This is a genomic window from Paraburkholderia sp. RL17-347-BIC-D, from assembly GCF_046027915.1.
Lineage (GTDB): Bacteria > Pseudomonadota > Gammaproteobacteria > Burkholderiales > Burkholderiaceae > Paraburkholderia.
In genome coordinates, this window is record NZ_JARESS010000059.1 from 24,258 (window position 1) to 47,076 (window position 22,819).

The window sequence follows — 22,819 nt, forward strand, 5'->3', positions numbered from 1 at the left end:
AGCACGACGTGCGGGATTCGCGTTAGAGGAATGCCATGCCGACTTACCAGTATCGTTGCGAGAAGTGCGGTGAGACGTTCGAGCATGCCGAACATCTCGTTGAACATGAAACCGCTCATCCGAATTGTCCGAAGTGCGGGAGCGAGAAGGTTCAGCACATACCCACGCCATTTGTCGCGAAAACGTCCAGAAAGAGCTGAGCTCTACCTGCTGACAATTCATCCTCTTTGGTGGGGTGAGCAACCGGGTAGGCACGTCCCTTCGGTTTCGGGGCGATATACTGCGATCTACGAAACTCATGTCCGAGCGAGCCCGTCCGAGTAACTTCGGACAAAAGTGCGCTGCCTTTACTCATCCCGTCAGATCGAATCCGTTCCGATTCAGCGCGTGAATCATCCGCTTGTATGTCAAGTCTCGCCACGCTCCGTTCCAAGCGGATGTGTGCGCCCAGATTTGCGGCAGCGGTCGCCGCGCACGCTTGTGTCAACCCATGCATCAAGGTCATGGCTTTCCCGACACGAGCAAACATCAGTTGTCTGATGCTCCGCGAACCAGCTCGCAGTTACATTTCCATCGAATTCCTTCGGCAATGAGCTAATCTGATTTGATGGCGACCGGACCAACGCCGTCGTCTTTGAAGCACGGTTTTGGGGCCGCCGTCGTTGGTCATCGTCGTGCGTTGGCGTCCGATTTTGAACACGTAAAACGACCCTCATTGGCCGCTTTGAAGCGGCGCATAAGAAGGGCCAACCGCAATGGGCATTCGTCGCCGCTGCTCCAATTGTAGTTTGCTGATTCGCTAGCCCGTCCAAACGGCAAGCGTTCTGGCGACATCAATGATTAAAAGGAGCATGGCAATGAAGTACATGATTAGCTGGTTCGAACGCACACAAGGTTCGCCTGTGGAGTACGAGAATGCCCAGAAGCGAATCCTTGATGTGTTTAGTCAATGGAAGGCGCCCGACAACTTCAAGATCGAGTTTTTCGTGGTGCGTGTGGGAGAGTGGGGTGGGCACATGTTGGTTGACTGCGACGATCCGTTAGCGGTTCACAAAGTTTGCTCGACATTCCCTGCATTTGAATTTCGCGCGCACCCCGTAGTGGCCGTCGAGGACGCAGTCCGGGTCGAACTCGAAGCGATCGCCTGGCGAGACGGACTGAAAAGTAAGTGACATTCGAGAGGATCATGTCGCCTTCACGGCGAGTGAAGCCGAGACACGGTCCTCCTTTTTAAAGTGACCAGCGTCTTGGCACTGCCGCCGAGCGGCGGCCTAAACCCCGCTCAGTTGGACGGCCAACGGCCTGCGCCCGCCGGCAGTCGTTGACAGCAAGCGTCCGCTTCAGGGAGGGATGAACGGCTGGAGCGGATCGGCTTTGGACGCCAACGCGCCGCGTCCGCGCAACTCGCGTTTTGATGCGAACGGTGAAGCCGTGCTCGTGGATCGCACGCCACTTCGGTGGCGGCTGACCTACAATATCACCATGGTCGCTACCCAATTAGGAGACTGCCATGACCCAGTCTATGATCTACTTCGTTGTCGGCTTGGCGATCTTGTTGGTCGCCGCGTTCATGGTGGCACAACGTTACAGGCGCGATCACCCCGCAGAGGGGATGACTCAGTGGCTTGACTCGCACCATATGGGTTGGATGCACCGGCACAAACATTGATGCCACATCGCAAGATGAAAGGCCCCGCATTGCAGCGGGGCTTCACGCGATATGCGGGAGCTCGCAGCAGTGGTCGTGACGATGACAGACTTCAACGTGCCCAACGCCCCCTAACGAAGCGCTTTGAAATAGCGGCTTGGGCGCGGGTATTGCCTTCACTGGCTGCGCTCCCGGTGACCTTTGTTGATCGTCCCGCCGGGACAGCCATCCATGGTTGACGCCAAGGAGCGCACCATGACGTCGACGCTAACATCGCAAGCCTTTCAACAGAACGGCGAGATTCCCGCGCGGCATACCTGCATTTCCACAACCTGTATGCGCTCGACGCTGTACTGCCCGATTTGAAAGTGCCCACCAAGGCGGCGCTTGAAAAGGCCATGCAGGGGTACGTATAGCGCACGCGGCGCTAATCGGCACTTATGTGAAGCGATGAACGACGCGTCGTTGCATCGGGACTGAGAACAAAGGAAATCCCGTGGTGCCGACTTTATGCACGCGCGTCAGGCAGAGAACGGCTCTGAAGCGGACTTTCGCTAACCGTTTCGCGTAGCTTGCACACACTGGGTCCCCAGTGACCTCGTGCGCGGGGAACGTGATCCAGGCGGAGTTCAGTTAGATCCGATCTGATTCACGTACCCGTTCGTCAGTATTCTAGCGAGCGTCGCGCTGAACACCGCCACGCGGCGAGGCCGCGCGCGTAGACTCACGCCTTCGGCTTAATGTTCTGATTGACTCGGAACAGGTTGTTGGGATCGTACTTCGCCTTGATCGAGGCAAGGCGCTTGTAGTTGTCGCCGTAGCTTAGTTCGACGCGGTTCTCGGCCTCGTCGGCGTCCAGGAAGTTGACGTAGGCGCCTTCCAGATTGAACGGGTGGATGGCCCCCCAGTAGGCACGGCCCCAGGCCTTAAGCGCCTCGGCGTCCTTGGGATCGGGGCTGATCGCGGCAATTACCATCGAAAAAGACGCGTCCCGCGCGCTCCACGGCGTCGCATCCTTGGCGACGCGCCGAACGGCGCCGTCTATGGGGTAAAGGTGCATCAGGCAGAAGGGGGTGGGTGCCTTGAGCGCGTTGGCGATGTGCACGTCGATCGCCTCGTCAGGCAGCGCCTTGACAAAGTCGCCCTTCCAGTACCACTGCAAGCCTTTAGGGAAGAACGGGTCGAACAGACTGTTGATGGCAGTCCACGGCATCTCGCCCATCCAGTTGAACAGCGGGGTGGGCAGTTTCTCGAGCAGCGAGGCCATGAGCTTCTGACCCTCTGCGATCGGTCCGTTGAAAGCGCCGATCAGAGCGCAGGCGCGTTTGTTCCAGTGCTCCTTAGGGAAGGGATCGACTGGAGGCACGGTTTTGAGGCCGACGAATAGGCCAAGCTCCTCGGGAGCGTTTGGGATGAAGTCGCGGTACATCGCCATAACTTGCCTGGCGTCCTTGGCGTCCCAGAAGATCGGACCGGCGAACACCATTTTGGCTTGGTGGGCCTGAAATAGAAAGCTCGTGACCACGCCGAAGTTGCCGCCGCCACCGCGTAACGCCCAGAACAGGTCAACGTGCTTGTCCTTGTTAGCGGTGACGAAAGAGCCGTCGGCCAGCACTACATCCACTTCGAGCAAATTGTCGATCGTGAGGCCGTGCTCGCGCGTGAGATAGCCGGTTCCGCCGCCCAAGGTCAGACCTGCGACGCCCGTGCTGCCGACGATGCCGAGTGGTACGGCGAGGCCAAAGGCGTGGGTCGCGTGATCGAGATCCGCTGCGGTGCAGCCTGGATCGACACGCACGGTGCGGCTCGCTGGGTCGACGCGCACGCTGCGCATCTGCGACAGGTCGATGACCAGCCCATCGTCGCAACTGCCCAAACCGGGGCCGTTGTGTCCGCCTCCGCGGATTGCCAGAGGCAGCTTGTTATCGCGCGCGTAGTTGACCGCCGCTATGACATCGGCGGCATCGGTGCAGCGAGCGATCACTTTGGGCCGCTTATCGATCATGCCGTTGTACAGTGCTCGCGCCTCGTCGTAGTCCTGGTCTGACGGACCGATCAGCCTTCCGCGAAATCCCTGAATCGCAACCTCGTCCATGACGCTGCCTCCTTGAAGAGTTTATCCATCGCGCGCACGCGCGACGACGCGATGCCGTACCCAGAAGCCTCGCGCCGAACAGTCGACAAGAACGACATCGGGCGCGTGGGATCAATCGGGATTTGCACACCTATCTGGTGGCCGTTCGCGAGCCTTGGCCTCGCACCTCACTTGATGAAAAGCATAGTGCTCCGACGCAATTGCGGGAAGGAACTTCCGATTGACGATACTGACAGCAAGACGAGGGAGCAACCAGTCGAATGAAACCCGAGACCAATTATCGGCCGCTCTTTGGTCCAGGAAAATAAGGGCGCGTCCAATCGGCGACTTGATCGGCCAGACGGCTTTGAATCGTCCGACATAGCCTCAAAAGTGGGGCCGCTACCGGGAATTCCGAAAGGCCCTTTCGGGCCGGGTTCTGCCGACCGCGCCGGACAGCAGTTGGCCAGAAACAGTCCTGCGCGGCGATAACGCGGGCGCCTGCTGTTCGCCGTTTACCGGCCGTTCGTGGATATCCGATAATGGACTAACGCCAGCGCTCATTCTCACTCACGTGGTCCTACTTTCGCGACGCAGCAACGTTACGAACATTGGCGACGGGCGATATCGCTATTGCGCCCGCTGGATTCGCAACACTTCCCCTGCGGTCAGCACATAAATCTCCTGCGCGGCATCTGCGCCGAAAGAGTACACAGTCCCCGGTATTGGCAATGACCAATCAACCGATTCCGTCACGACACCATCACGAAAGACGAAACTCTGCAGTCGGCCGGTGCATAGATCGGTGTAGAAATAACGGCCCTGGATCTCAGGTACGGCGGCGCCTCGATAGACATAGCCTCCGAGGATCGCACAGCCTCCGCTTGCGTGGGTGTATTCGAAGACCGGGGGCGTCAGAGCCGTGGTATCGCAGGTGGCCGCGCCGACGCACAACGTACCTTCCATTCTGTCCCAGCCATAATTCAGCCCGCCGCTTGTCGCCGGGACGACGTTGACCTCCTCGCGCGCGGACTCGCCGACATCCGCGATGTAGATCTGCCCCGTCATATCGAAGGAGAATCGCCACGGATTTCGCAGACCGCCCGCCCAGATCTCCGGCCGGTCGCCTGCGCCTGTAGCGGGCGGGTTGTCAGAAGGTATCGCGTAGCCGTTGCCCCTCACGTCAATCCTCAGCATCTTTCCGAGCAAAGATGCTTTGTTCTGCGCATTGCCGGCGGGATCATTCGAGCCGCCACCGTCGCCGGGCGCCAGGTACAGCATCCCGTCTGGCCCAAAGGCGAGCTGGCCGCCGTTGTGATTCGATGCACCTGGGTGCGGAACTGTCAGAAGCACCGTGCCGCTCGGATTGGCTACGTCAGGGTTGGCGGAAGAGACTTGGAATCGAGATACTGTGATCGCTCCATCTGCTGCGGTGTAATAGACGTAAAACCGTCCGTTCGACGCGTATGCCGGGTCGAACGCCATCGACAGCAAGCCACGCTCGCCATCGGTCGAAGTCAGCGCCGAGATATCAAGATATGGCGCCGAGAGCAGCGTCCCGTCGCGGACGATCCGTATCCGCCCCGCTCGCTCGACAACAAAAAGACGGGGGTCATTGGCAGGCGCGGTAAGGTAAATCGGAGCGGTAAGTCCACTCGCTACCCCGGTCACTGTGAGGCGAAACGTTTCAGCAGGCCCGTAGGCAACGGTGACTGCCGACGAAGCGCCCGCAGTCACCGTGACAGACTGACTTAGGTTGGTCGGGCTGTACAACGAGGTGCCGTTCAGTACACGGTCAGCCGTGACGGTATAGGTTCCGGTCGCGAGGTTTGCCAGCGTGTCGGATCGGCTCACTACCCGGCTGAACCCGCCAGGGCCGGCCACAGACACGTTTGCGGCCGTATCAGTTGGGAGGCCGGTTACCGAGAGCGACAACGCGCCAGCAGTCACGCTCCCTCCCGAGCTACCAGAGCTTCCTGCAGCGCCTGAGGCTCCATCCCCAGAGCCATTCCCACCACAGGCGGCCAGGAACAGAAGACACATACCCAGAAGACGACATGACGCCGGACGGAGGAAGGAAATCATGACTAGCTCCTGCGAGGGAATTGTCCGGAATTGATGCGCGCGTTGCAGGTTTTACATCGACAAACGTCTCTGAAAATCACCTGCAGTAGGCAGGACGGGCCTGCTTGCTCGCCCGAGCAACGAGGAAGCAAGTATTTGGCCTGGCAATGGCACCGCTCTTAGACGCGAACGCGCCGACCCGCGAGCAATGAGCGGGTGACCCGCCCGCACACATGAGCGCTCTGCTCGCTCCCTCCCTGGAAACACCATACCAATGACCGCTCTCGCGAATCACATGCCCGGAATGATCTTTGTCGGCGTAGAAGTCGGCCACCGTCGGATCGCCTATCCTCGGCAGTGGCCTTTGCCGAAGTCGAACTATGTTAAGACGGTAGTCTGGAGATTGGCCGCACCCAAAAAAAGTCTTCACTTGTATCGCGATCCGATTGATTGCAGGACGCCGCCTCCGGCCACAGCCTCGAACAGCCGCTGTGCGGGCGGGCTCACTCTCCAGTCACGCAGATAGAGATCGAAACATAGACTGGGCAGGCGTGGCAGCCCCTCGGCTTCGTCCAGGACCCGCAGTTCGGAGGCAAGCATTTCGATGGGCCTTACCGTCACCCCCAGACCGGCGCGCAACGCGGCCCGCAAGCCGCCGAACGCAAGCGAAGTGGATACGTGCCGAATGTGCCAAGGGATTTGGTGCGCATTTAGAGCGGCGAGCGCCGTCGCGCGGTAGTGGCTCGGCTCGTTGGGCAAGACCAGGGGCACAGGCTGCGACGGATCGTGCACGTATTCGGCGGCAGCCATCCAAACCATTGGCGAGGTTCGCAAGCGTACGCTTGGGTGCGCGGGATCCACCATTCCTTCCGGCATTGCAACGAGGCTAATCTCGATTTGCCCTTGCTTGAGCGCTTGCAACAGGTGGGCGGTGCGGGCAGGATGCACCTCGATCTGCACGTGGGGATAGAGGGCCGAAAAGCGCGCGAGCAAGGGCGGCAGCAAGAACTCTGCGGCGTCATAAGGGCTTCCAATGCGCAGCGGCCCGCGCAGGTCGGGTGCCGCCAGCGTTTCCAGCACTTCGTCGTTCAATGCGAGCAGTTGGCGCGCATAGTCCAGGAGCCGCACGCCGGGCTCGGTCAGCCGCTTCGAGCGGCCGACCTTCTGGAACAGTGCCACGCCGAGTTGCAGTTCGAGGCGGGCCATCTGTTGCGTGACGGCAGATTGCGTGCGGTGCACTCGCTCGGCAGCAAGAGCAAAGCTTTCCCCGTCGGCGACCGCGACGAAGGTGCGAAGCAGGTCCAGGTCAAGGGTGCGCACGAAAGTTAAGTGTCGCTGATGTTTCCTCGAGCGGAATTCACTTGTCGTTTGAGAGTTCCGGGCAGAGACTGAAGCTGTCAGATCCGTTGAAAATGCCTGTAAAGCCGGGTGAACGGCTATCGGAGTCCAGATGCGGCGGCGGCCGGCGAGGTCTGTAAATAGTTTAGCAAAGCTTCAGTGCCGGCTCGGTGGGACTGGGGCTCGGAAGCCACCGAGGTGAAGGAAAGATGATGAAAGACGACGCGTACTCTCTTAACCGGTTCATCACTGACCTGCGGCACACCGCTTGCGAAGGGCGCGATGAGCATTGGGTCATCGCGACGATGCGGCCGCTGGTGCAACGGTTTGCGCTCTCCTGCTCCTGGCTCGAGCCACGCCACTACCAGGCGGACAGCGCACAGGGTTTTGGTGTGCACGTGCTCCACGAGGAGCCAGACCATACGCTCGCGGTGTTCGCCGTGAGTTGGCTTCCCGGACGTGGAATACCGCCGCATGACCATGGCACGTGGGCGATTGTCGGGGGCGTGGACGGCCCGGAAAAGAACGTGTTCTGGGAACGGACGGACGACCGCACGCGCCCAGGCTACGCGGAGCTGCGCCAGAGCGGAGAAAGAGTGTTCCGTCCCGGCGACGTGCTCGCGATGCCTAGCGGCACGATCCACAGCGTGTGCAACGAGTCCGATCATGTCACGCTATCACTGCACGTGTATGGGAAGCACGTTAATTTCACCGACCGCTCCCAGTTTGATTCCGACAAGCGCAGCGAAACGCCCTTCATTCTGAAGCTGGCGTAGCTGCAACAATCTCTGGTTTCGAACGGTGACCGAATGCCACTAACCTGAACACCATGCGTCGGCGCGGATCGCGTCGAACCCATGTCGGTGTCGCGGCAGGGCAAACGCTCATGGAGGGGTGACATGGAACAAGACGAATTCAGCGCCTTTGAGCATCAGGGTTGGGAAACGGTCGCATTAGCATATCACTCGTATTTTGGCGAACTGACGACGCAGTCCAATGATGCGCTGCTGGATGCGCTAGAGGTTCGTGCCGGCGTCCAGTTTCTCGATGTCGCGTCAGGTCCCGGCTATCTTGCGGCAGCGGCGGCACGTCGCGGCGCTGATGTGGTTGGCGTCGATTTCGCGGACGCGATGGTCAAGCAAGCGCAACGCATTTTTCCCGACCTCGCTTTCCGTCCCGGCAGTGCCGAAGATCTGCCTTTTCCGGATGTGAGTTTTGACGCGGTCGGTATCAGCTTCGGAATGTTGCATTTCGCTCGCCCCGACGCGGTGCTTGCCGAAGCATTACGGGTGCTGCGACCGGGCGGCAGAATCGCGTTTACCGTTTGGGCGCCGCCGGACCAGACCGTTGGATTCGGGATGGTGCTCAAGGCCATTGAGAAGCACGGTCGCATAGACGTCCCGCTACCCTCTGGGCCTCCCTTCTTCCGCTTCAGCGACTCGCACGAGTCGGAGCGTGCGCTGCTCGATGCGGGCTTCGTTGAGCCTCGCATTGAGGAAGTCAGTCAAACGTTGCGTATCCGCGCGCCCGAAACGCCCTTCGACGTCCTGATGCGCGGAGGTGTGCGCATCGCGGCGATCTTGAAGGCGCAGTCACCGGAGGCGCTGGCTTCGATCCAGAAAGCTGTGTCCGACGATGCGGCATCGTACACGGACAATGGTGAGGTACAAGTCCCGATGCCGTGTGTGCTCGCGTCAGCGAGAAAGCCCTGAATGGTCGGCGCCATGACCTGCCAAATCAGGGCGAGCATGCACGGCCGTCTCAGTGCGTGGCAGTCTCCTTCATGAAAACACCAAGCTGCTGGGCGTAGAACGTCGCGTCGGCTAATGTAGCGTGTCCGCGGGTTTCGGCGCTGGCAGGAATCAGCAGCAAGCGGGCGTTCTTCAATTGTTTGAGCGACATCTGCATCGTGCCGGTCTCGGGCGGGTTGCGTTCGTCATCCGCGGAGTTAATCGCCAGCAAAGGCGCCTGGATGTGACTCAGTCCCGGCGCGGCGTTATAGTCGGCCGATGACGCCCATTGATAGAGGACATCGTTGGCATCGCTCTTCTGCGGCGCCGCCAGCATATCGTCGACGATCTTGTCGGCCTTCGCGTGTGTCGGAGCCAGCGCCTGATATGCGAGCGTGCCGCCGCTGGTGGCGATTGCGAACATCGCGCCGGCGAGGCGCAACGATGGAGGCTCAGTCGTATAGTTGCCATGGTTCCACGCCGGATCCTGTTCGATCGACTCGACGAACATGCGGCGCATCATCCAGTTGCGCGCGGACATTTCGGTAGGCTGGGACGCCATCGGTACGAGCGCATCCATCATGTCCGGATATTTTTCGCCCCAAAGCCAGACCTGCATGCCGCCCATGGAATAGCCGAGGGCAAGGCGAAGATGATGAATCCCGAGTCCTTCGGTCACCATCCGATATTGTGCGGACACCATATCGTCATAGTCGTATTGCGGAAAGCTAGCGCGCAGAACATCGGAGGGCTTGGTGGACTTACCGATGCCGAGTCCGTCGGGCAGGATGATGAAATACTTCGTCGCATCGAGCGGTTGCCCCGGTCCGAACAACTTGCCGGCAAAGTGCGGTGTCAACATGCTCGCGCCGGTTTGGTTCGTACCGTGAAGCACGAGAATCGCCGGCTTCGTGGGGTCGCCGACGGTCACATAGTGAAGGCGAACATTGTTCAGGGTTTCGCCAGTATGGAATGTGAAGCTTGGCGCGATCCAGTCGCCTTCACGCGGAGTGGGATAGTCTTGTGCTGAAGCGAGAGAGGGGAGCAATACAACAAGAAAGGAAAAGCAGGCGCGGCGTAATACAGTCGAAAATCTCATGAATGGAATCCTCGAATTTGAGTGGAGCATCGGAACGGATGCCTCATTCTAGAGAACAACGTTACCGACTGCTCTGACGAGGCGACAATATTCTCTTGCTTGTCACCTCAGCGTTCGCTTTTTGCGCCCGCTTGAATCTTGCGGCCACGTCTTCGCAATCGCGCGACAGTCACCGCAATGATGCGACGGCAGCGGCGCTATTAGACCACTAGCAAATCTCCCATCATGGCGAAGACCATGCACTGAATAAGGTCTGGGATGCGATCTCTGACGTCTGCAACGGCAGTAGCATCGAACGTTATTGACATACCAGTCCATAATGAATATCCTCAAGCCATGGCTAGACCTAGAGAGTTCGATCGAAACGAGGCACTGGACCGCGCTACACGCGTGTTCTGGGCGAAAGGCTACGCGTCGACTTCAACCGAAGACCTGCTCGCTGCCATGAACATCGGGCGGCAAAGCCTCTACAACGCGTTCGGTGACAAACGGAAGCTCTACCTTGAAGCGCTGGAGCGATATCAACGGGAAAGCAATGCGAGCCACCTGGAGCGTCTGAATAGCAGTGCCTCGCCGTTACGTGGAATCGAGGCGCTTTTGCTCGGCCTCATAGCCGAAGATGACAGCGTCCGTGCACTCGGGTGCATGGGTGTCGGCGCTGTCAGTGAATTCGGTACTGCGGATCCGGATCTTGTGATGCTACGAAGCAAAGTGGGCCCAAGGCTTTTCAGGCGCCTGGTCGAACGCATCCGTGAGGGACAGGCATGCGGAGAAGTCGACCTCGCCATCGACGCCCGCGAAGCAGCCGCCTTTTTGCAGATGACGATGCAAGGCATTCAGCTCGGGGCCCGTGCAGGTGGGGACGTTAGGAGTCTGCGCGCACAGGCCAGATTTGCAATCAGCCGCTTTAGACCGCGCTAGACAAGGAAAGCCTGACGTGGTCGACGCGCGCCCAATTATGGACTGATCTGTCAACAATGGAGATGCTGGTGAACGAGAATTGCGGACTTACAGGAAAGATTGCCATTGTCTTTGGCGGCTCGCGAGGCATTGGCGCGGCCGCGGCGAGACGTCTGGCAAGAGAGGGCGCCGACGTAACGGTGACCTACGTTTCGGCGCCGGAGCGAGCCGCCGAAACGGTTCGGGCAATCGAGGCCACCGGGCGGTCTGGCCTTGCAATCAAGGCTGACAACGCGGATCCGGCTGCTATCAAGGCAGCCGTCGCGCAGACCGTGGATCATTTTGGAAAACTGGATATTGCGGTTGTCAACGCTGGCATCTTGATGCTTGGTGACGTCGCGACGGTGAGCGTGGAAAATCTTGACCGCATGCTGGACATCAACGTGCGTGGTGTCTTTCTCGCCATTCAGGCCGCGGCTGCGCGTCTCACTGAAGGTGGCCGGATCATTACGATCGGCAGCAACACAGCGGTGCGAAGCGGACATCCGGGTTCGAGCGTTTACTCAATGACGAAGGCTGCAGTTGCCGTCATGGTAAAAGGTATCGCCATTGACCTGGCTGGCCGGGGCATTACAGTCAACAACATTCAACCCGGGCCAACCGTAACGGACATGACGGCCGATCATATCGACGCGATCAAGCCGCTCATTCCGCTTAGGCGCGCTGGCGATCCGGATGAGATCGCCGGTCTGGTTGCCTACCTCGCCCGCAAGGAGTCAGGCTACATGACTGGCTCGAGCCTTACCATCGACGGTGGTATGGCGCTATGACCGTCTGGTGACCTGTTCCATCGTTTCGATCGGCGTTCACGATTCGCGGTGCCACGACGGGCCACCTGAATGGACGGCCCGGCCTCAGCGAGCGGGCTGCAACCGTCCGGTTGTGGCCGAGCATACATGGAATGTCCGCACGGCCGAGCAGTTCTGCTGCTGGAATCTGCTGCCTCCCGCTAGTCCACTGTATGAATCACGGGCGACAGCAACGCGTCTGAAGAGGACTGCGGCGCAGAGGCTGTCCATGGTGGTGGGGGCAGGCCGGTTGACGTATCCTGGGTAGCGGCAGACGGTTGTGCCGAAACTGAAATCTGAGGCGCGGTTGCCGACGCTGATGTGGAACTGGCGTCCGGCGCATTGCTGTTGTCTCCGCACGCGCTGAGCGTGGCGAGCAGGAACATTGCCGGGAGAATGCGATTGCCCGATAAGCCGCGCGAGAGACTTGTCTCGTCGCTGTCGCCTGCCAGGCGACAATTTGCGCGTGCCCATGCAGGGTGCCTGCAGCGGAATATCGACCCGATTACCCTGGTGAACATCTGCATGGCTAGAAATGGTTTTTCCATGATCGACGGGACCTATGCCCGCGGGGTGAAGGATGAAATAACCAGCGGCCGTACCGGCCCATTCATTACTGACCGTGGCGGTCTCATGACCCGTTGGATGGAGTCCCGATCGTCAACTACCCTCAAGAAGTTGACGACCGGTCGGCTGGCGTTAGCGACTCAACCTCAGCCTCCAAGCGCTGGATCTGATGCGCTGTCGCGCCCGGTCTCTACGTGACCGGCAATGCGCCACAGGGCGTTTTTGTCAGAGTCGACTGTCACTGTCAGGTCGTACCACCCGAATGAATTTCGCAGATCAATCATCAGAACGCTGACATCACCGCCGCGCACGCTGCGCTCGCCGCTTATCGGCGAGTTGTAGGCGCTGTCGACCTTGAAAACAGATCGCTCTTTACCCGGGTTCGTCAGACGCAGTTGCAGATTGCCGTTTGCGACATCGTAGCCATCGGCAATCTGAACCGCTGTTCCTTGATTGCGCGTAGAGCCTGCCTTGCCTACAAAGCGGCGCAGATAGCCGTTGGGTGCGAACAAGGAAAAGTCGTAGCTCCCACCCGGAGCGAGCATCAAATCGTCCGAAAGATCCTTGCCTGCTTCAACCGTATAGCTGCGCGGCAGATCCGTCGCATTGCCCGAATAGACCAGGAAGTTCACACCCGCGTGCCCCGTGTTCGTCATGTGCAAACGGAACGCGTTGCCTTGTGCGTTCACGCCGCCGCGAACGAAGAATTCGTACGGCAGTGCGCGTGCCGGCCGCACACCGAATTCCTGTTGCGGCAGTGACTGGGTGCTCGGCACGACTGGTATGACGTCCGGGTGACGGTTCTTGTCCGCCGGAAAGGTGGTGACCGGCAGTTGCGGGAAGCTGTCGTTTGGATTCCTGAAATTGAAAACCGATGTCAGGTCTCCGCACACCGTGCGGCGCCATGCCGTAATGTTCGGCTCCTCCAGGCTGTTGCCGTGCCCGAAACGTTTCTGGATAAACCGGATGATCGATGTGTGGTCGAAGACTTCGGAGCACACGTAACCACCCTTCGACCATGGCGAGATGGCGATCATCGGTACGCGCGGCCCAAGTCCATAGGGACCGGGTTGATTTTTGCCCGAACCCGCGAAAAACTCGTTCGTCGTGGAGACTGTGGAAAGGCCAGTCTCGGGTGTGGATGATGCATACGGCGGCGGCATATGATCGAAGAGGCCGTCGTTCTCGTCGTAGGTCAGAAGCAGCACCGTCTTGCTCCATACTTCCGGGTTGGACGTGAGTGCCTGAAGAACCTGGTCGACATACCATGCGCCGTAGTTCGGCGGCCAGTTGCCATGTTCCGAAAACGCTTCCGGGGCCACGATGTACGAAACCTGAGGCAGCGTATTGTTTTGCACGTCCTTTCTGAGTATGTCGAAGTAGGTCCCGCTTACCTCGACCTGTGTGCCCGTGCGTGCCTTTTCGAACAACGGACTGCCGGGTTGCGCGTTCTGATACTGCTTGAAGAACAGAAGCGACGTATCTCCGAAGTTGCCGATGAAGGGATTTTGGTCGTCGCCCCAGCCGGTCGACGGATTCAAACCGGAGCCCATGTCCTGGTAGACCTTCCACGATATGCCGGCGGCCTCCAGCTTTTCCGGGAATGTGCTCCATGAATAACCGGCTTCGGCGTTATCGATCACCGGGCCGCCTCCGGTTCCGTCGTTGCCCACCCAGCCGGTCCACATGTAGTAACGGTTCGGGTCGGTCGGCGTCATGGCCGCGCAATGATAGGCATCGCAAATCGTAAATGAGTCGGCCAGCTGATAGTGAAACGGGATGTCCTCGCGCGTTAGATGGAACATCGTCGTCGTGCCTTTGACCGGCACCCACTGGTCATAGCGGCCGTTGTTCCATGCCGCATGAGTGCCGGGCCAACTGTGATCCAGATCCTGCACGAATTGCAGACCGAGATTCGGAAGATCGGGGCGGAAAGGCAAGACATAGCCGTCGGCGTTGTTGGCGGGCTGGAAGAATACGGACTTACCGGTTGTAAGCGGAATGGGGCGCGTATCGCCGAAACCGCGCACGCCGCGTAGGGATCCGAAGTAGTTATCGAAGGAACGATTTTCCTGCATGAAGACAACGATGTGCTGTACGTCTTCGATAGTGCCGGTCGCATTGTGCGCGGGTATCGCCAGCGCACTGCGGATACCTAGAGGCACTGCACCCAGTGCGGTGGCCGCGCCGGCCGCTTGCGCAGCGGCTCTCAGGAAATCACGTCGACTGTTTGATGTCATGTTCGTTGTTTATTTGCCGTTGATTGAGGGAAACGGCGTCCAGTGCAGCCAGAAGATAAGGAACTCGTGGCTTCACGGCACGCGCTACAGGAGACAACTGTTGACTCGCAACCGCGTAAGGCATCCGGGAGAATGGGCCTTGAACATGACCGAAATGTGGCAACTGCTTTAGAAATGGGGCGAGATGTGGCGAGCTGACTTTGGCACTGAGTACGTCTGCTTCGCCGATATGCCGGATCATGCCAACGGTTTCTGGATGTGTGTGTTTGGAGTAAGTGAAACGCTAGGAAGCACGTTGAGAAATGTAAGGCGCAAAGTCATTTGCTTGATGCAATTTGCGTCGGCTGTCTGCCAGGAAGAGGCGTCGGGGAAAGGTCAAATTTCGCAATTGCGCGCGACGGCAACGTCAACACTGAGCGCTTCTCCGCGGAAAAGCTGCAAGCCACCGCCAAAGCGACATTCCACAAGGAGGGCGCATATGGCTACGCAATCGCACTGATACCGCACAGCCATAGATCGACCAGACGCATTACACGCTTGACCTCACGATGCAGATCGACGCGAGCGGGCGGGTGTATGTGCGCCGCGTGAACGTGATGGGCAACACGCGTACGCGCGACGAAGTGATGCGCGGTGAAACACGCCAGATCGCTCGTCGATATCCTCCCGATAACTGATCTCGGCTCACGCTTGGTCAACCGCAGTCGCCCACGTTATTCGGAGCTGCAAGAACTCTCGCGAACTCTTTTCTGAAAGTCAGAGGAATAAATCGAGCCGGCGTTCGTTTCGTCCATTGGCTTTGATTTGCCTTCTTTCTTCCGCTTCGGCGTCGTCGGACCTGCTTGCGCTTTCCACGCGCTGCGGGCGACGCCGGCATCCTGCGAGTTTGCTAATGAAAAAAGTCATAGTGACATGTGCTTTTGTTGTGTCTGTCCCTGCCGCGTACGCGCAAAGCAGCATTACCTTATACGGCATCATTGACGAGGGTTTCGAAGCAATCAGTAATGCGCCTGTTGCCGGCAGCAAAAGCGGCGGCAGACTGTTCCGACTCGATGCCAACAACGGGCTGAACGGATCCCGCTGGGGACTCAAAGGTTCCGAAGATCTCGGCGGTGGCCTCAAGGCGATCTTTACGCTTGAGAACGGCTTTGAACTCAACACCGGAAATCTCGCGCAAGGCGGCGCTGAATTTGGCCGTCAGGCCTTTGTAGGATTGTCGAGTGACCGGTATGGCACCGTGACGCTCGGGCGGCAATATGATCCCATCGTCGACTACGTCGGAATATACGAATTCGGTGATTCAAATCTTGGCTCGGATCACGCGGCACATCCCGGCGACCTCGACAATTTCAATTTCACGCGTCGCCAGAACAATTCAGTCAAGTACCAGAGCCCCAACTTCGGCGGGTTGAGTTTCGAAGGTCTCTATAGCTTCGGTGGTGTGCCAGGCTCGCTTGCAACCAACCAGGCATACTCCTTCGGAGCCCATTTCGTGAGGGGCCCGCTTGGCATGTCCGTGGCATATTCACACGTCAACAATCCGGCGGCGTCTTTGTTCGGGAGCAACCCAAGCGATACCGCGACGTCGAACGGGCTGACCGCGAGCCCGATCTACAGCGGCTATGCATCGGCAAGAACGTACCAGGTAGTAGCGGCCGGCGGTTCCTATAAGTTCGGACGCGTCGTCATGGGCGCGACCTATTCGAACATTCGCTATTCGAACATTGCCGCGCTTAGTGGAAGCAGTGCGGATTTCAACGATGCGGAAGTCAGCCTGCAGTACCTGATTGCCCCGGATTGGTCGGTTGGAGCGGCTTATAACTTCCTGAAAGGGAATGCCGTGACTCAAACCATTGGGGGCGCGAAATACAATCAGTTCTCCGCCGGTGTGAATCACACGCTGTCCAAGCGCACCGATGTCTATCTTTCAGGCGAGTGGCAGACGGTTAGCGGAAACGACTCGACCGGGCACGCGGCGGTCGCGAACATCGCTGATTTGCCGCCTTCTTCGAATCGTCATCAGGCGGTCGCTCGTATCGGGATCCGGCATAAGTTCTAGTCTTACTGTGTCAAACACTAGGGCGGTTTTTAGGTTTTCGACAACATGGATACGCATGGAGCCGGACAACCGGCAGCGTACTCCAGTCGAAACCGATACCGCTGCCGAAAGCACAAGCGGTCTTCCTTGGGAGTCTCTCCAACTTTTGCGCGCGCTCAACAGACGTGCGTATCGGGCGCTCGACAGTTCGTGTCGAGGACTACGATGACGCCCAAGGAAATTTCGGCTGTCAACGCGCTCCGAGCGGGCGGCGACACCGCCGTTTCGCTAGCTGGCGCACACCAAAACGATGCCGAAACAGTGAGCCTGTTATCCGGACCACAAGCGCGCACCGGAACTGAGCGAAGATCTCATGGAAACAGGCGGAAGTAGGCTTTGGAAATAGCCTCTGGAGACACGCAAGTCTCGCCATAGTAAGCACACGCAATCTTGCCGGACGGCTCGTCTGACGGTTCCGGCTCCCTCCATCCAAGTACCAGAGTTGTCAAGCCTGCAGCAGCAAGCAGGCCTATCACGCAAACAAGTCGCTTCATGCCAGTCACCTCATTTCGTCGATACAGTTGACACTGCCGTCTTCAGTCACGCAGCAAGCAATTGGCTATCAGGCAATGCGCAACTCAGAGGTGGAGGCGGTAGGGATATATGCATTGCTGTCTACCTCCGCCTGCCTGTTTCCAGCGATTGACATAGCCGCCAGATATCCGAACGTCAACGCGAGCCCGAGTGTTATTCCCGCACCGGTGTAGTGCCCGCCCACCGGCGAGTTCATATCGTCAAGGACAGTTGGGGACTTTCCCTAGCGGCGCCGGCGTGCTGAGATCTACTTGAAGCGGACCCATCAGGCGCTACCGGCAAGCACTTGACTCTAATGATACCATGATGCATCATGCGACATAAATCTAATAGTCGTAGATCTTTTTTCGCGGTGCGATAGCCGCGGTAGCGGTGTAGGGAAAGTGAGGCAGGGCGTCGAGGCGATCGCCGAGGTTGAGTTGGGGCGATGTGCCTCAGTTTCTTACTTGAACTGGGAGACACAAATTGGATTTTAAGAGTCAGGAACTTCAAGACAAGGCGGAGATTCGTGAAGTTCATATGCGCTATTGTCGAGGCATCGACCGAATGGACTTTGATCTCGTGCGTTCGTGCTATCACCCGGACGCCATTGATCGACATGGTGCTTACGAAGGTGGCGTCGAAGGTTTTATCAAATGGGCCGGGGAAGTGTTGCCTCTCTTCGACACCACGATGCATTTCACCGGTAACCAATACGTGAAGGTGCAAGGCAATGTCGCTTTCGCGGAGCATTACGCGCAGGCGTTTCACCGCACGAAACCCGCAGACGGCAAACCCGCTGCGGACTGGATTGTGAACGTGCGATATGTCGATCGCCTGGAAAAGCGTGATGACGAATGGAGAATTGTTGACCGCATCGTTGTGTACGATTCAGAGCGCACGATCCCGGTAAGCACTGACTCTGCGCCGTTGGGCGACTGGAACTATGGGCGGCGCGATCGCGATGACCCATCGTACGAGTACGGCCTGTGATAAAGCGCAGCGCTTCGGCGGTACGGCTCGCCGAAGCGAACATTTGACGTGCTGCCTGATGCGTCACGCCAGATGCGACTGACCATGGATGGACGATTCAATGTTGGCATCATCGGTTTGAGTGCGTAACGCAGTTGGCCGATTGCGGCTCACATACCAGCGCTGCGCGCTTCGTCTGACGACGTCGAAATTGCCGGCGTCGCTAACACGAGTCAAGCGAGCGCTCAAGCGACTGCTGCCGCTTTTGGCATACCAAAGCGATTTCACCAGAAGTGTGGCGCGCCCAGTGCGTTCCGCGCAGGGGATGCTTCACATCGGCAACTGTGATGGACCCAATCATCAAAAAGGAGACGACTCACGATGTTGTTTATGCAGACACCCGCAGCAGTAAACGAGTTTGTTTCAAAAGTTTATGAAACGATCGATTCGATGGACGAGCAGGGGTTCGCGAACTGTCTGACCGAGAACTGCACATTCGTCCATGCGAATAGCGATCCTGTCATCGGTCGCGTAAACGCTGCAGCGACCTCACAGAATTTCCTGAGGCTGCTTGCTGGCATCAAACACGACCTCGTCAATGTATGGGCGTTCGAGGATGTCATCGTTTCCCAGATATCCGTAACTTACACACGCAAGGATGGATCGACGCTGACGATTCCGGCCGTGACGATCTGGAAGTTGCAGGACAAGTTGATCGATGAATGCCGCATCTACGCCGATACTTCGCCGCTGTTCGAGCATTGATCTATGGCGGACAAAGAAATGAATCGCGATCTTGAAGGCAAGACCATCATCGTCACCGGCGGTGGCTCGGGTATTGGGCGGGCGGCGGCGCTCGCGTGTTCCATGGCGGGGGCGCGCGTAGTGGTCGCCGATATTGATGTTGCGGCGGGAGAGGAGACGATCTCGGCGATCCGGCGGGCGGTGACGCAATCTTCCAGGCCACGAACGTGGCCGATGAAGAACAAGTCGAAACACTCGTGGCTGCGGCATTGAACAAGTGTGGCCGGCTCGATGGCGCATTCAACAATGCCGGTCTTTCGCAGACGAACGTCCCGCTGCACGAACTGACCGCCGCGCAATGGCGCCGAATTCAGTCAGTCAATTACGACGGTGTGTTCTTTTGCATGAAGCATGAGATACGCGCCATGCTGCAAACGAGTGGCGGGTCCATCGTCAATACTTCGTCCACGCTGGGCCGCGTAGCGATGCGCAGTGCGGCAGACTACTGTGGCTCCAAGGGCGGTGTGCTGGGGCTGACAAAAGGCGCAGCGGTCGACTATGGCGACAAGCATATCCGAGTCAACGCCATCCTCCCAGGTGCGGTGGACACGCCAATGGTTCAGGCACTGGTGTCCGATCCGCAATTTGCCGACTTGATCGAGAAGATTCGAGCCAGTCACCCACTGGGAAGAATCGGCGTCCCGGAGGAGATTGCTGCTGCCGCCGTCTGGCTTCTTTCGGACAAGGCGTCCTTCGTGACGGGAGCCGAACTGGCGGTCGACGGGGGATTCCTCGCCATTTGATGCTGCTATGTGCTTGATGCGGCCGTCCTGTCAACCGAGACGGTCCCGCCCTCCACGGAACGCTCAGGACGTGCAGGTGTACCGCTTGCCGCAACCGACGCCGTTTCTCGCCTCGCTGTCCATAGAGGCGGTGTTAATCCTGCTGTATCATTTCGTTTTGGTTGAATCCATTTTGAACAGGTAGCACCGACCGATGGCTCGATCCCATGGCGAGGAATGAGTGAATGCCCAAATCCAATTCATCTGCAACCAAGGCAGCCCCGAGCGCTCCCAAATTAGTCGAGGCGACAGCGAAGAGAGCATCAGACGTTTTTGATGATCGCGGCAGAACCGTTCCATGGATCGCGCGAACGGTACACCGACTCTACGATGCCCAGGGGCAGAAGATCCTCGACAGGGAAACTATTCCGATTGCGTATTGGTACTACCTTCGCGTGCTCGCCGAACGCGGCGAGGTCAATCAACTCGAACTCAGTAAGCGCGTAGGCATCGCGTCGACGACCGCGGTCCCCGCCCTCGACTATCTGGAGAAGCGCGGCCTGGTGAAGAGAGTCCGCGATCCAAACGACAGGCGAAAGTATTTCGTCATGCTACAGGAAGAAGGCAAGCGTCTCGTCGACGAATTGCTGCCTGATCTGACTGACATGATTTCGGAGTCGCTCGACGGAATCTCGCAGAAGGACATGCGTGTCTTCTGGAAGGTCATGCACCAGATCGAATCGAACCTGATTCAGATGTCTCAGAGCGACTCCGTGATCGATTAGCCGCCGGCCGGTCGTTGGCACAACGACGATGTCGTGGGGACATTGCTGATCGGCGTGCGGAGAGCGGCGGTGCGCTCACACCACGCGCATCGTCGGACGCTCCCGGCTCGGCGGAAAAATACACCAGAGTCCGTCCTTGTGGCGAAAGAAGAACAATGCCGCGGTTCCGGCGGCCCTGCGTGCTTCGACGCACACATAGCATTGCCGCGTTGCACGCTGGTTCTTGAATTCGACCACATGCACGATGTCCATCGAGGTAGGAGCAAGCCAGTGTTCCACCATCGAGCGTAACGACTTTCCTGCGCTAGCCATCATCTTCTTCTTAACACGCTCGCCTTGATCGCGTGACTACGACCAACTGACCGGCCTCGCACACCAAAAGGACGTTCGCGTCCGCCGCGAGGCCAGTCAGGACCATCACCTGCAACCTGCTTGCAGCGTTCCGCTCGCGGCCTCGGCCGAACATGGACAGGATGAGGCACTGCACACTCGTGTCTTCACGCTTCATGTGCGTGTGCGGCGCATACGAGAGCCGCACACACTTGCTACTTGCTCACCCTGACCCGATTGCCCGTTTCACTCGACTGCTCGATTGCATGGAGCACTTTGTGAAGTGCGCGCGCATGATCGAAGCTGGGCGCCGTGCGAGTGCCATGGCGCAGATCATCGGCGATCAACCGATAGACGCCAGCGACATTGCGCGCTGCAACGGCATCGTCGGCATCGATCGGGAACGGATCCGGGACGTCGAGTTCCTCGTAGCCGTTCTCGCCTTTGCGTCCGAACTCGACGCGCAAGGGCGAGATGTTGACCGCCGGGACATATTCATTCCTCGCGGTGACGCGTAGATCGCCCTCGCTTCCGTTGATCTCCCACAGCAGCTTCGTCCCGCGCGGCACGCCACCGCGGATTTGCAACGACAGCGGCGCTCCGGAGCGCAGAACCGCGTTCGCCATAAGGTGGTCGGGCGTTTTCATCTCGACGGTTTCGCCCGTCTCGATGACGCGCGCGGTTTGCCTGCGTTGCGAGAGCACCGCGCCGATCTGTTCGATGTCGCCGAGGACGGCATCAATCGCCGAAATCGCGTGCCCACCGATCACGGAAAGCAGTGTGGCGCCGTTCCGGTTGTCCATGGCGTATGCGTCGCCCTGCAGGATGTCGTCGCCCCAGCTGAAACCCGATCCGACGTACGTCGAAGACAGGACATCGCCGATCTTGCCGCCCGCGACGAGCTTGCGCATGAACTGCACTTCGGGGGAGGCGATCGCCTGTGCGCCGACGACGGCCAAAGCCTTTTTCTCGCGCGCGAGTTCGGCAAGCGCGATGGTTTCTTCGAACCCATTGCCGAGCGGCCATTCGCTGTATACGCTCTTGCCCGCCTGCAGGGCTGTCGTGACGACTTCCTTGTGGTGCTGAACCTTGACGGTGACGACGACGATATCGATGTCCGGCGATGCGGCCAGCGCAGCGGCACTTTCGAATGCCCGCGGAATGCCGAACGCGGCGGCTGCGGCCTGCGCACTCGCGAGGCTCGTATTCGCCACGCCTGCGAGCTCAAAGACGTCGGACAAGGCCCGCAAGGCCGGAATATGGGCTGTCGCCGCCCAACCGCGTCCTGGGCTCAGGCCGACGATACCGACACGATATTTCCCTTCCATTGCTTCCTCTAACGTTTAGGTAACTGCAGTAACCTTGAGCGCCTGATCTCACAGGTTGGCCCTTTGGAGCCGGCCGCAGACACCGGCCGCTTCCCTCATACGATCTGGTATTTGTACGATGGGTCTTCCTTGTCACGGCGTCCAACATTGGAATTTTCGAGCGGTGCCAGATCTCCTGGAACCGGGTCCGATCGCTGGGAGTCGAGCACGACCACCCGATCGGCAATTCGCCATTCACCGTTTCGCCGCTCCATGCGGTCCACGTAGCGAATGTTCACCACCCAATCCATCGCAGGCTTGTCGCCGTCGGGTTTCGTGCGGTGGCTTGCCTGCGCATAGTGTTCCGCAAACGCCACGTCGCCGTGGACCTCGACATACTGGTTGCCGGTGAAGTGCTGCGTCGATTCGAAGTTCGGCAACAACTCGGCTGCCCAGTCGATAAAACCTTCGACACCTCCGTTGTACACGCCGTGCCTGTCGATCGCATCCGGGTGATAACACGACCGCACGAGGTCCCAGTCCATCCGATCGATGCCGCGGCAATAGCGGATATGAACGCGGCGAATCTCCGCTTCATCCAGTAGCTGCTGAAGTTTCGCATCCAACTTGGGTCTCCTTGATTGAACCGTCGGGGCTGAAGCAAATCGGTGCCACGCCGTTGGGTGAGTGGATTGAAACCGACCGCGAGCGCGATCCACTAGCAAATCCGGAATGTAACCTGACGGCCGAGTCGGAATACGCCAGCGGTCACTTCACCGT

18 protein-coding genes and 3 pseudogenes are annotated in these 22,819 nt (G+C 58.8%); 13 read left to right on the forward strand and 8 right to left on the reverse strand.

The annotated features are described in order from the left end of the window. Positions 1 to 35 precede the first annotated feature (35 nt). From P0D96_RS40955 to P0D96_RS40965, 3 genes and pseudogenes are all read left to right on the forward strand, one after another. Positions 36 to 200, forward strand: coding sequence for an FmdB family zinc ribbon protein (locus P0D96_RS40955; RefSeq protein ID WP_132379650.1), 165 nt, complete (start codon positions 36 to 38; stop codon positions 198 to 200). A 657-nt stretch (positions 201 to 857) separates the two neighbouring features. Next, positions 858 to 1,172, forward strand: coding sequence for a DUF3303 domain-containing protein (locus P0D96_RS40960; RefSeq protein ID WP_341317919.1), 315 nt, complete (start codon positions 858 to 860; stop codon positions 1,170 to 1,172). 796 nt (positions 1,173 to 1,968) lie between these two features. Continuing rightward, positions 1,969 to 2,102: pseudogene (locus P0D96_RS40965) on the forward strand (YbhB/YbcL family Raf kinase inhibitor-like protein); the annotation flags it as partial. A gap of 270 nt (positions 2,103 to 2,372) precedes the next feature. Here the strand turns inward: P0D96_RS40965 and P0D96_RS40970 are convergent. The 3 genes from P0D96_RS40970 to P0D96_RS40980 all read right to left on the reverse strand — a co-directional run bounded on the left by P0D96_RS40970 (position 2,373) and on the right by P0D96_RS40980 (position 7,106). Next, a complete protein-coding gene (locus P0D96_RS40970) occupies positions 2,373 to 3,743 on the reverse strand; it encodes an FAD-binding oxidoreductase (protein ID WP_408319547.1) in 1,371 nt (456 codons plus the stop codon). Between the two features lie 609 nt (positions 3,744 to 4,352). Next, positions 4,353 to 5,672 (reverse strand): PQQ-dependent sugar dehydrogenase, encoded by a 1,320-nt coding sequence (locus P0D96_RS40975; protein ID WP_408319549.1) that lies wholly within the window; start codon positions 5,670 to 5,672, stop codon positions 4,353 to 4,355. 540 nt (positions 5,673 to 6,212) lie between these two features. Continuing rightward, positions 6,213 to 7,106 (reverse strand): LysR substrate-binding domain-containing protein, encoded by an 894-nt coding sequence (locus tag P0D96_RS40980; protein WP_408319551.1) that lies wholly within the window; start codon positions 7,104 to 7,106, stop codon positions 6,213 to 6,215. Positions 7,107 to 7,333: 227 nt separating this feature from the next. On the opposite strand from P0D96_RS40980, the gene P0D96_RS40985 reads away from it, so the two are divergent. Both P0D96_RS40985 and P0D96_RS40990 read left to right on the forward strand, forming a co-directional pair. Beyond that, a complete protein-coding gene (locus P0D96_RS40985; RefSeq protein ID WP_408319553.1) occupies positions 7,334 to 7,900 on the forward strand; it encodes a cysteine dioxygenase family protein in 567 nt (188 codons plus the stop codon). Positions 7,901 to 8,023: 123 nt separating this feature from the next. Further along, positions 8,024 to 8,836 carry a class I SAM-dependent methyltransferase gene (locus P0D96_RS40990; RefSeq protein WP_408319555.1) on the forward strand — a complete coding sequence of 271 codons (813 nt, stop codon included), beginning with the start codon at positions 8,024 to 8,026 and terminating at the stop codon, positions 8,834 to 8,836. A 49-nt stretch (positions 8,837 to 8,885) separates the two neighbouring features. Here the strand turns inward: P0D96_RS40990 and P0D96_RS40995 are convergent, their stop codons facing one another. After that, a complete protein-coding gene (locus tag P0D96_RS40995) occupies positions 8,886 to 9,953 on the reverse strand; it encodes an alpha/beta fold hydrolase (RefSeq protein WP_408319557.1) in 1,068 nt (355 codons plus the stop codon). Between the two features lie 336 nt (positions 9,954 to 10,289). Here P0D96_RS40995 and P0D96_RS41000 point away from each other — a divergent pair, with 336 nt between their 5' ends. Together P0D96_RS41000 and P0D96_RS41005 are read left to right on the forward strand one after the other, a co-directional pair. Beyond that, entirely contained in the window at positions 10,290 to 10,874 is a 585-nt protein-coding gene (locus tag P0D96_RS41000; RefSeq protein ID WP_408179524.1) for a TetR/AcrR family transcriptional regulator, read from the forward strand. Positions 10,875 to 10,930: 56 nt separating this feature from the next. Further along, complete coding sequence (locus tag P0D96_RS41005) at positions 10,931 to 11,683, forward strand: SDR family NAD(P)-dependent oxidoreductase (protein WP_408319559.1); 753 nt, start codon at positions 10,931 to 10,933, stop codon at positions 11,681 to 11,683. A gap of 731 nt (positions 11,684 to 12,414) precedes the next feature. Here P0D96_RS41005 and P0D96_RS41010 read toward each other — a convergent pair. Continuing rightward, positions 12,415 to 14,508, reverse strand: a complete 2,094-nt coding sequence (locus P0D96_RS41010) for a phosphocholine-specific phospholipase C (RefSeq protein ID WP_408319561.1) — start codon at positions 14,506 to 14,508, stop codon at positions 12,415 to 12,417. Positions 14,509 to 14,922: 414 nt separating this feature from the next. Here P0D96_RS41010 and P0D96_RS41015 point away from each other — a divergent pair. From P0D96_RS41015 to P0D96_RS41040, 6 genes and pseudogenes are all read left to right on the forward strand, one after another. Further along, positions 14,923 to 15,158 (forward strand): annotated as a pseudogene (locus P0D96_RS41015) (outer membrane protein assembly factor BamA); the annotation flags it as partial. Positions 15,159 to 15,400: 242 nt separating this feature from the next. After that, positions 15,401 to 16,567 (forward strand): porin, encoded by a 1,167-nt coding sequence (locus P0D96_RS41020; protein WP_408179521.1) that lies wholly within the window; start codon positions 15,401 to 15,403, stop codon positions 16,565 to 16,567. A gap of 1,038 nt (positions 16,568 to 17,605) precedes the next feature. Next, the gene (locus P0D96_RS41025; protein WP_408179520.1) at positions 17,606 to 18,112 is read left to right on the forward strand and encodes a nuclear transport factor 2 family protein; all 507 of its coding nucleotides are present in this window, start codon (positions 17,606 to 17,608) and stop codon (positions 18,110 to 18,112) included. Between the two features lie 360 nt (positions 18,113 to 18,472). Further along, positions 18,473 to 18,856 carry a nuclear transport factor 2 family protein gene (locus P0D96_RS41030; RefSeq protein WP_408319563.1) on the forward strand — a complete coding sequence of 128 codons (384 nt, stop codon included), beginning with the start codon at positions 18,473 to 18,475 and terminating at the stop codon, positions 18,854 to 18,856. Positions 18,857 to 18,874: 18 nt separating this feature from the next. Continuing rightward, a pseudogene (locus P0D96_RS41035) lies at positions 18,875 to 19,638 on the forward strand (SDR family NAD(P)-dependent oxidoreductase). A gap of 224 nt (positions 19,639 to 19,862) precedes the next feature. Next, complete coding sequence (locus tag P0D96_RS41040; protein WP_408319565.1) at positions 19,863 to 20,402, forward strand: MarR family winged helix-turn-helix transcriptional regulator; 540 nt, start codon at positions 19,863 to 19,865, stop codon at positions 20,400 to 20,402. 75 nt (positions 20,403 to 20,477) lie between these two features. Here P0D96_RS41040 and P0D96_RS41045 read toward each other — a convergent pair whose 3' ends face one another. The 3 genes from P0D96_RS41045 to P0D96_RS41055 all read right to left on the reverse strand — a co-directional run bounded on the left by P0D96_RS41045 (position 20,478) and on the right by P0D96_RS41055 (position 22,665). Beyond that, positions 20,478 to 20,717, reverse strand: a complete 240-nt coding sequence (locus tag P0D96_RS41045) for a hypothetical protein (RefSeq protein WP_408319567.1) — start codon at positions 20,715 to 20,717, stop codon at positions 20,478 to 20,480. Positions 20,718 to 20,947: 230 nt separating this feature from the next. Next, positions 20,948 to 22,060: a Gfo/Idh/MocA family protein gene (locus P0D96_RS41050; protein WP_408319569.1), complete on the reverse strand. Its 1,113-nt coding sequence runs from the start codon at positions 22,058 to 22,060 to the stop codon at positions 20,948 to 20,950. A 95-nt stretch (positions 22,061 to 22,155) separates the two neighbouring features. Next, complete coding sequence (locus P0D96_RS41055) at positions 22,156 to 22,665, reverse strand: nuclear transport factor 2 family protein (RefSeq protein WP_132379622.1); 510 nt, start codon at positions 22,663 to 22,665, stop codon at positions 22,156 to 22,158. Between the last annotated feature and the right edge of the window lie 154 nt (positions 22,666 to 22,819).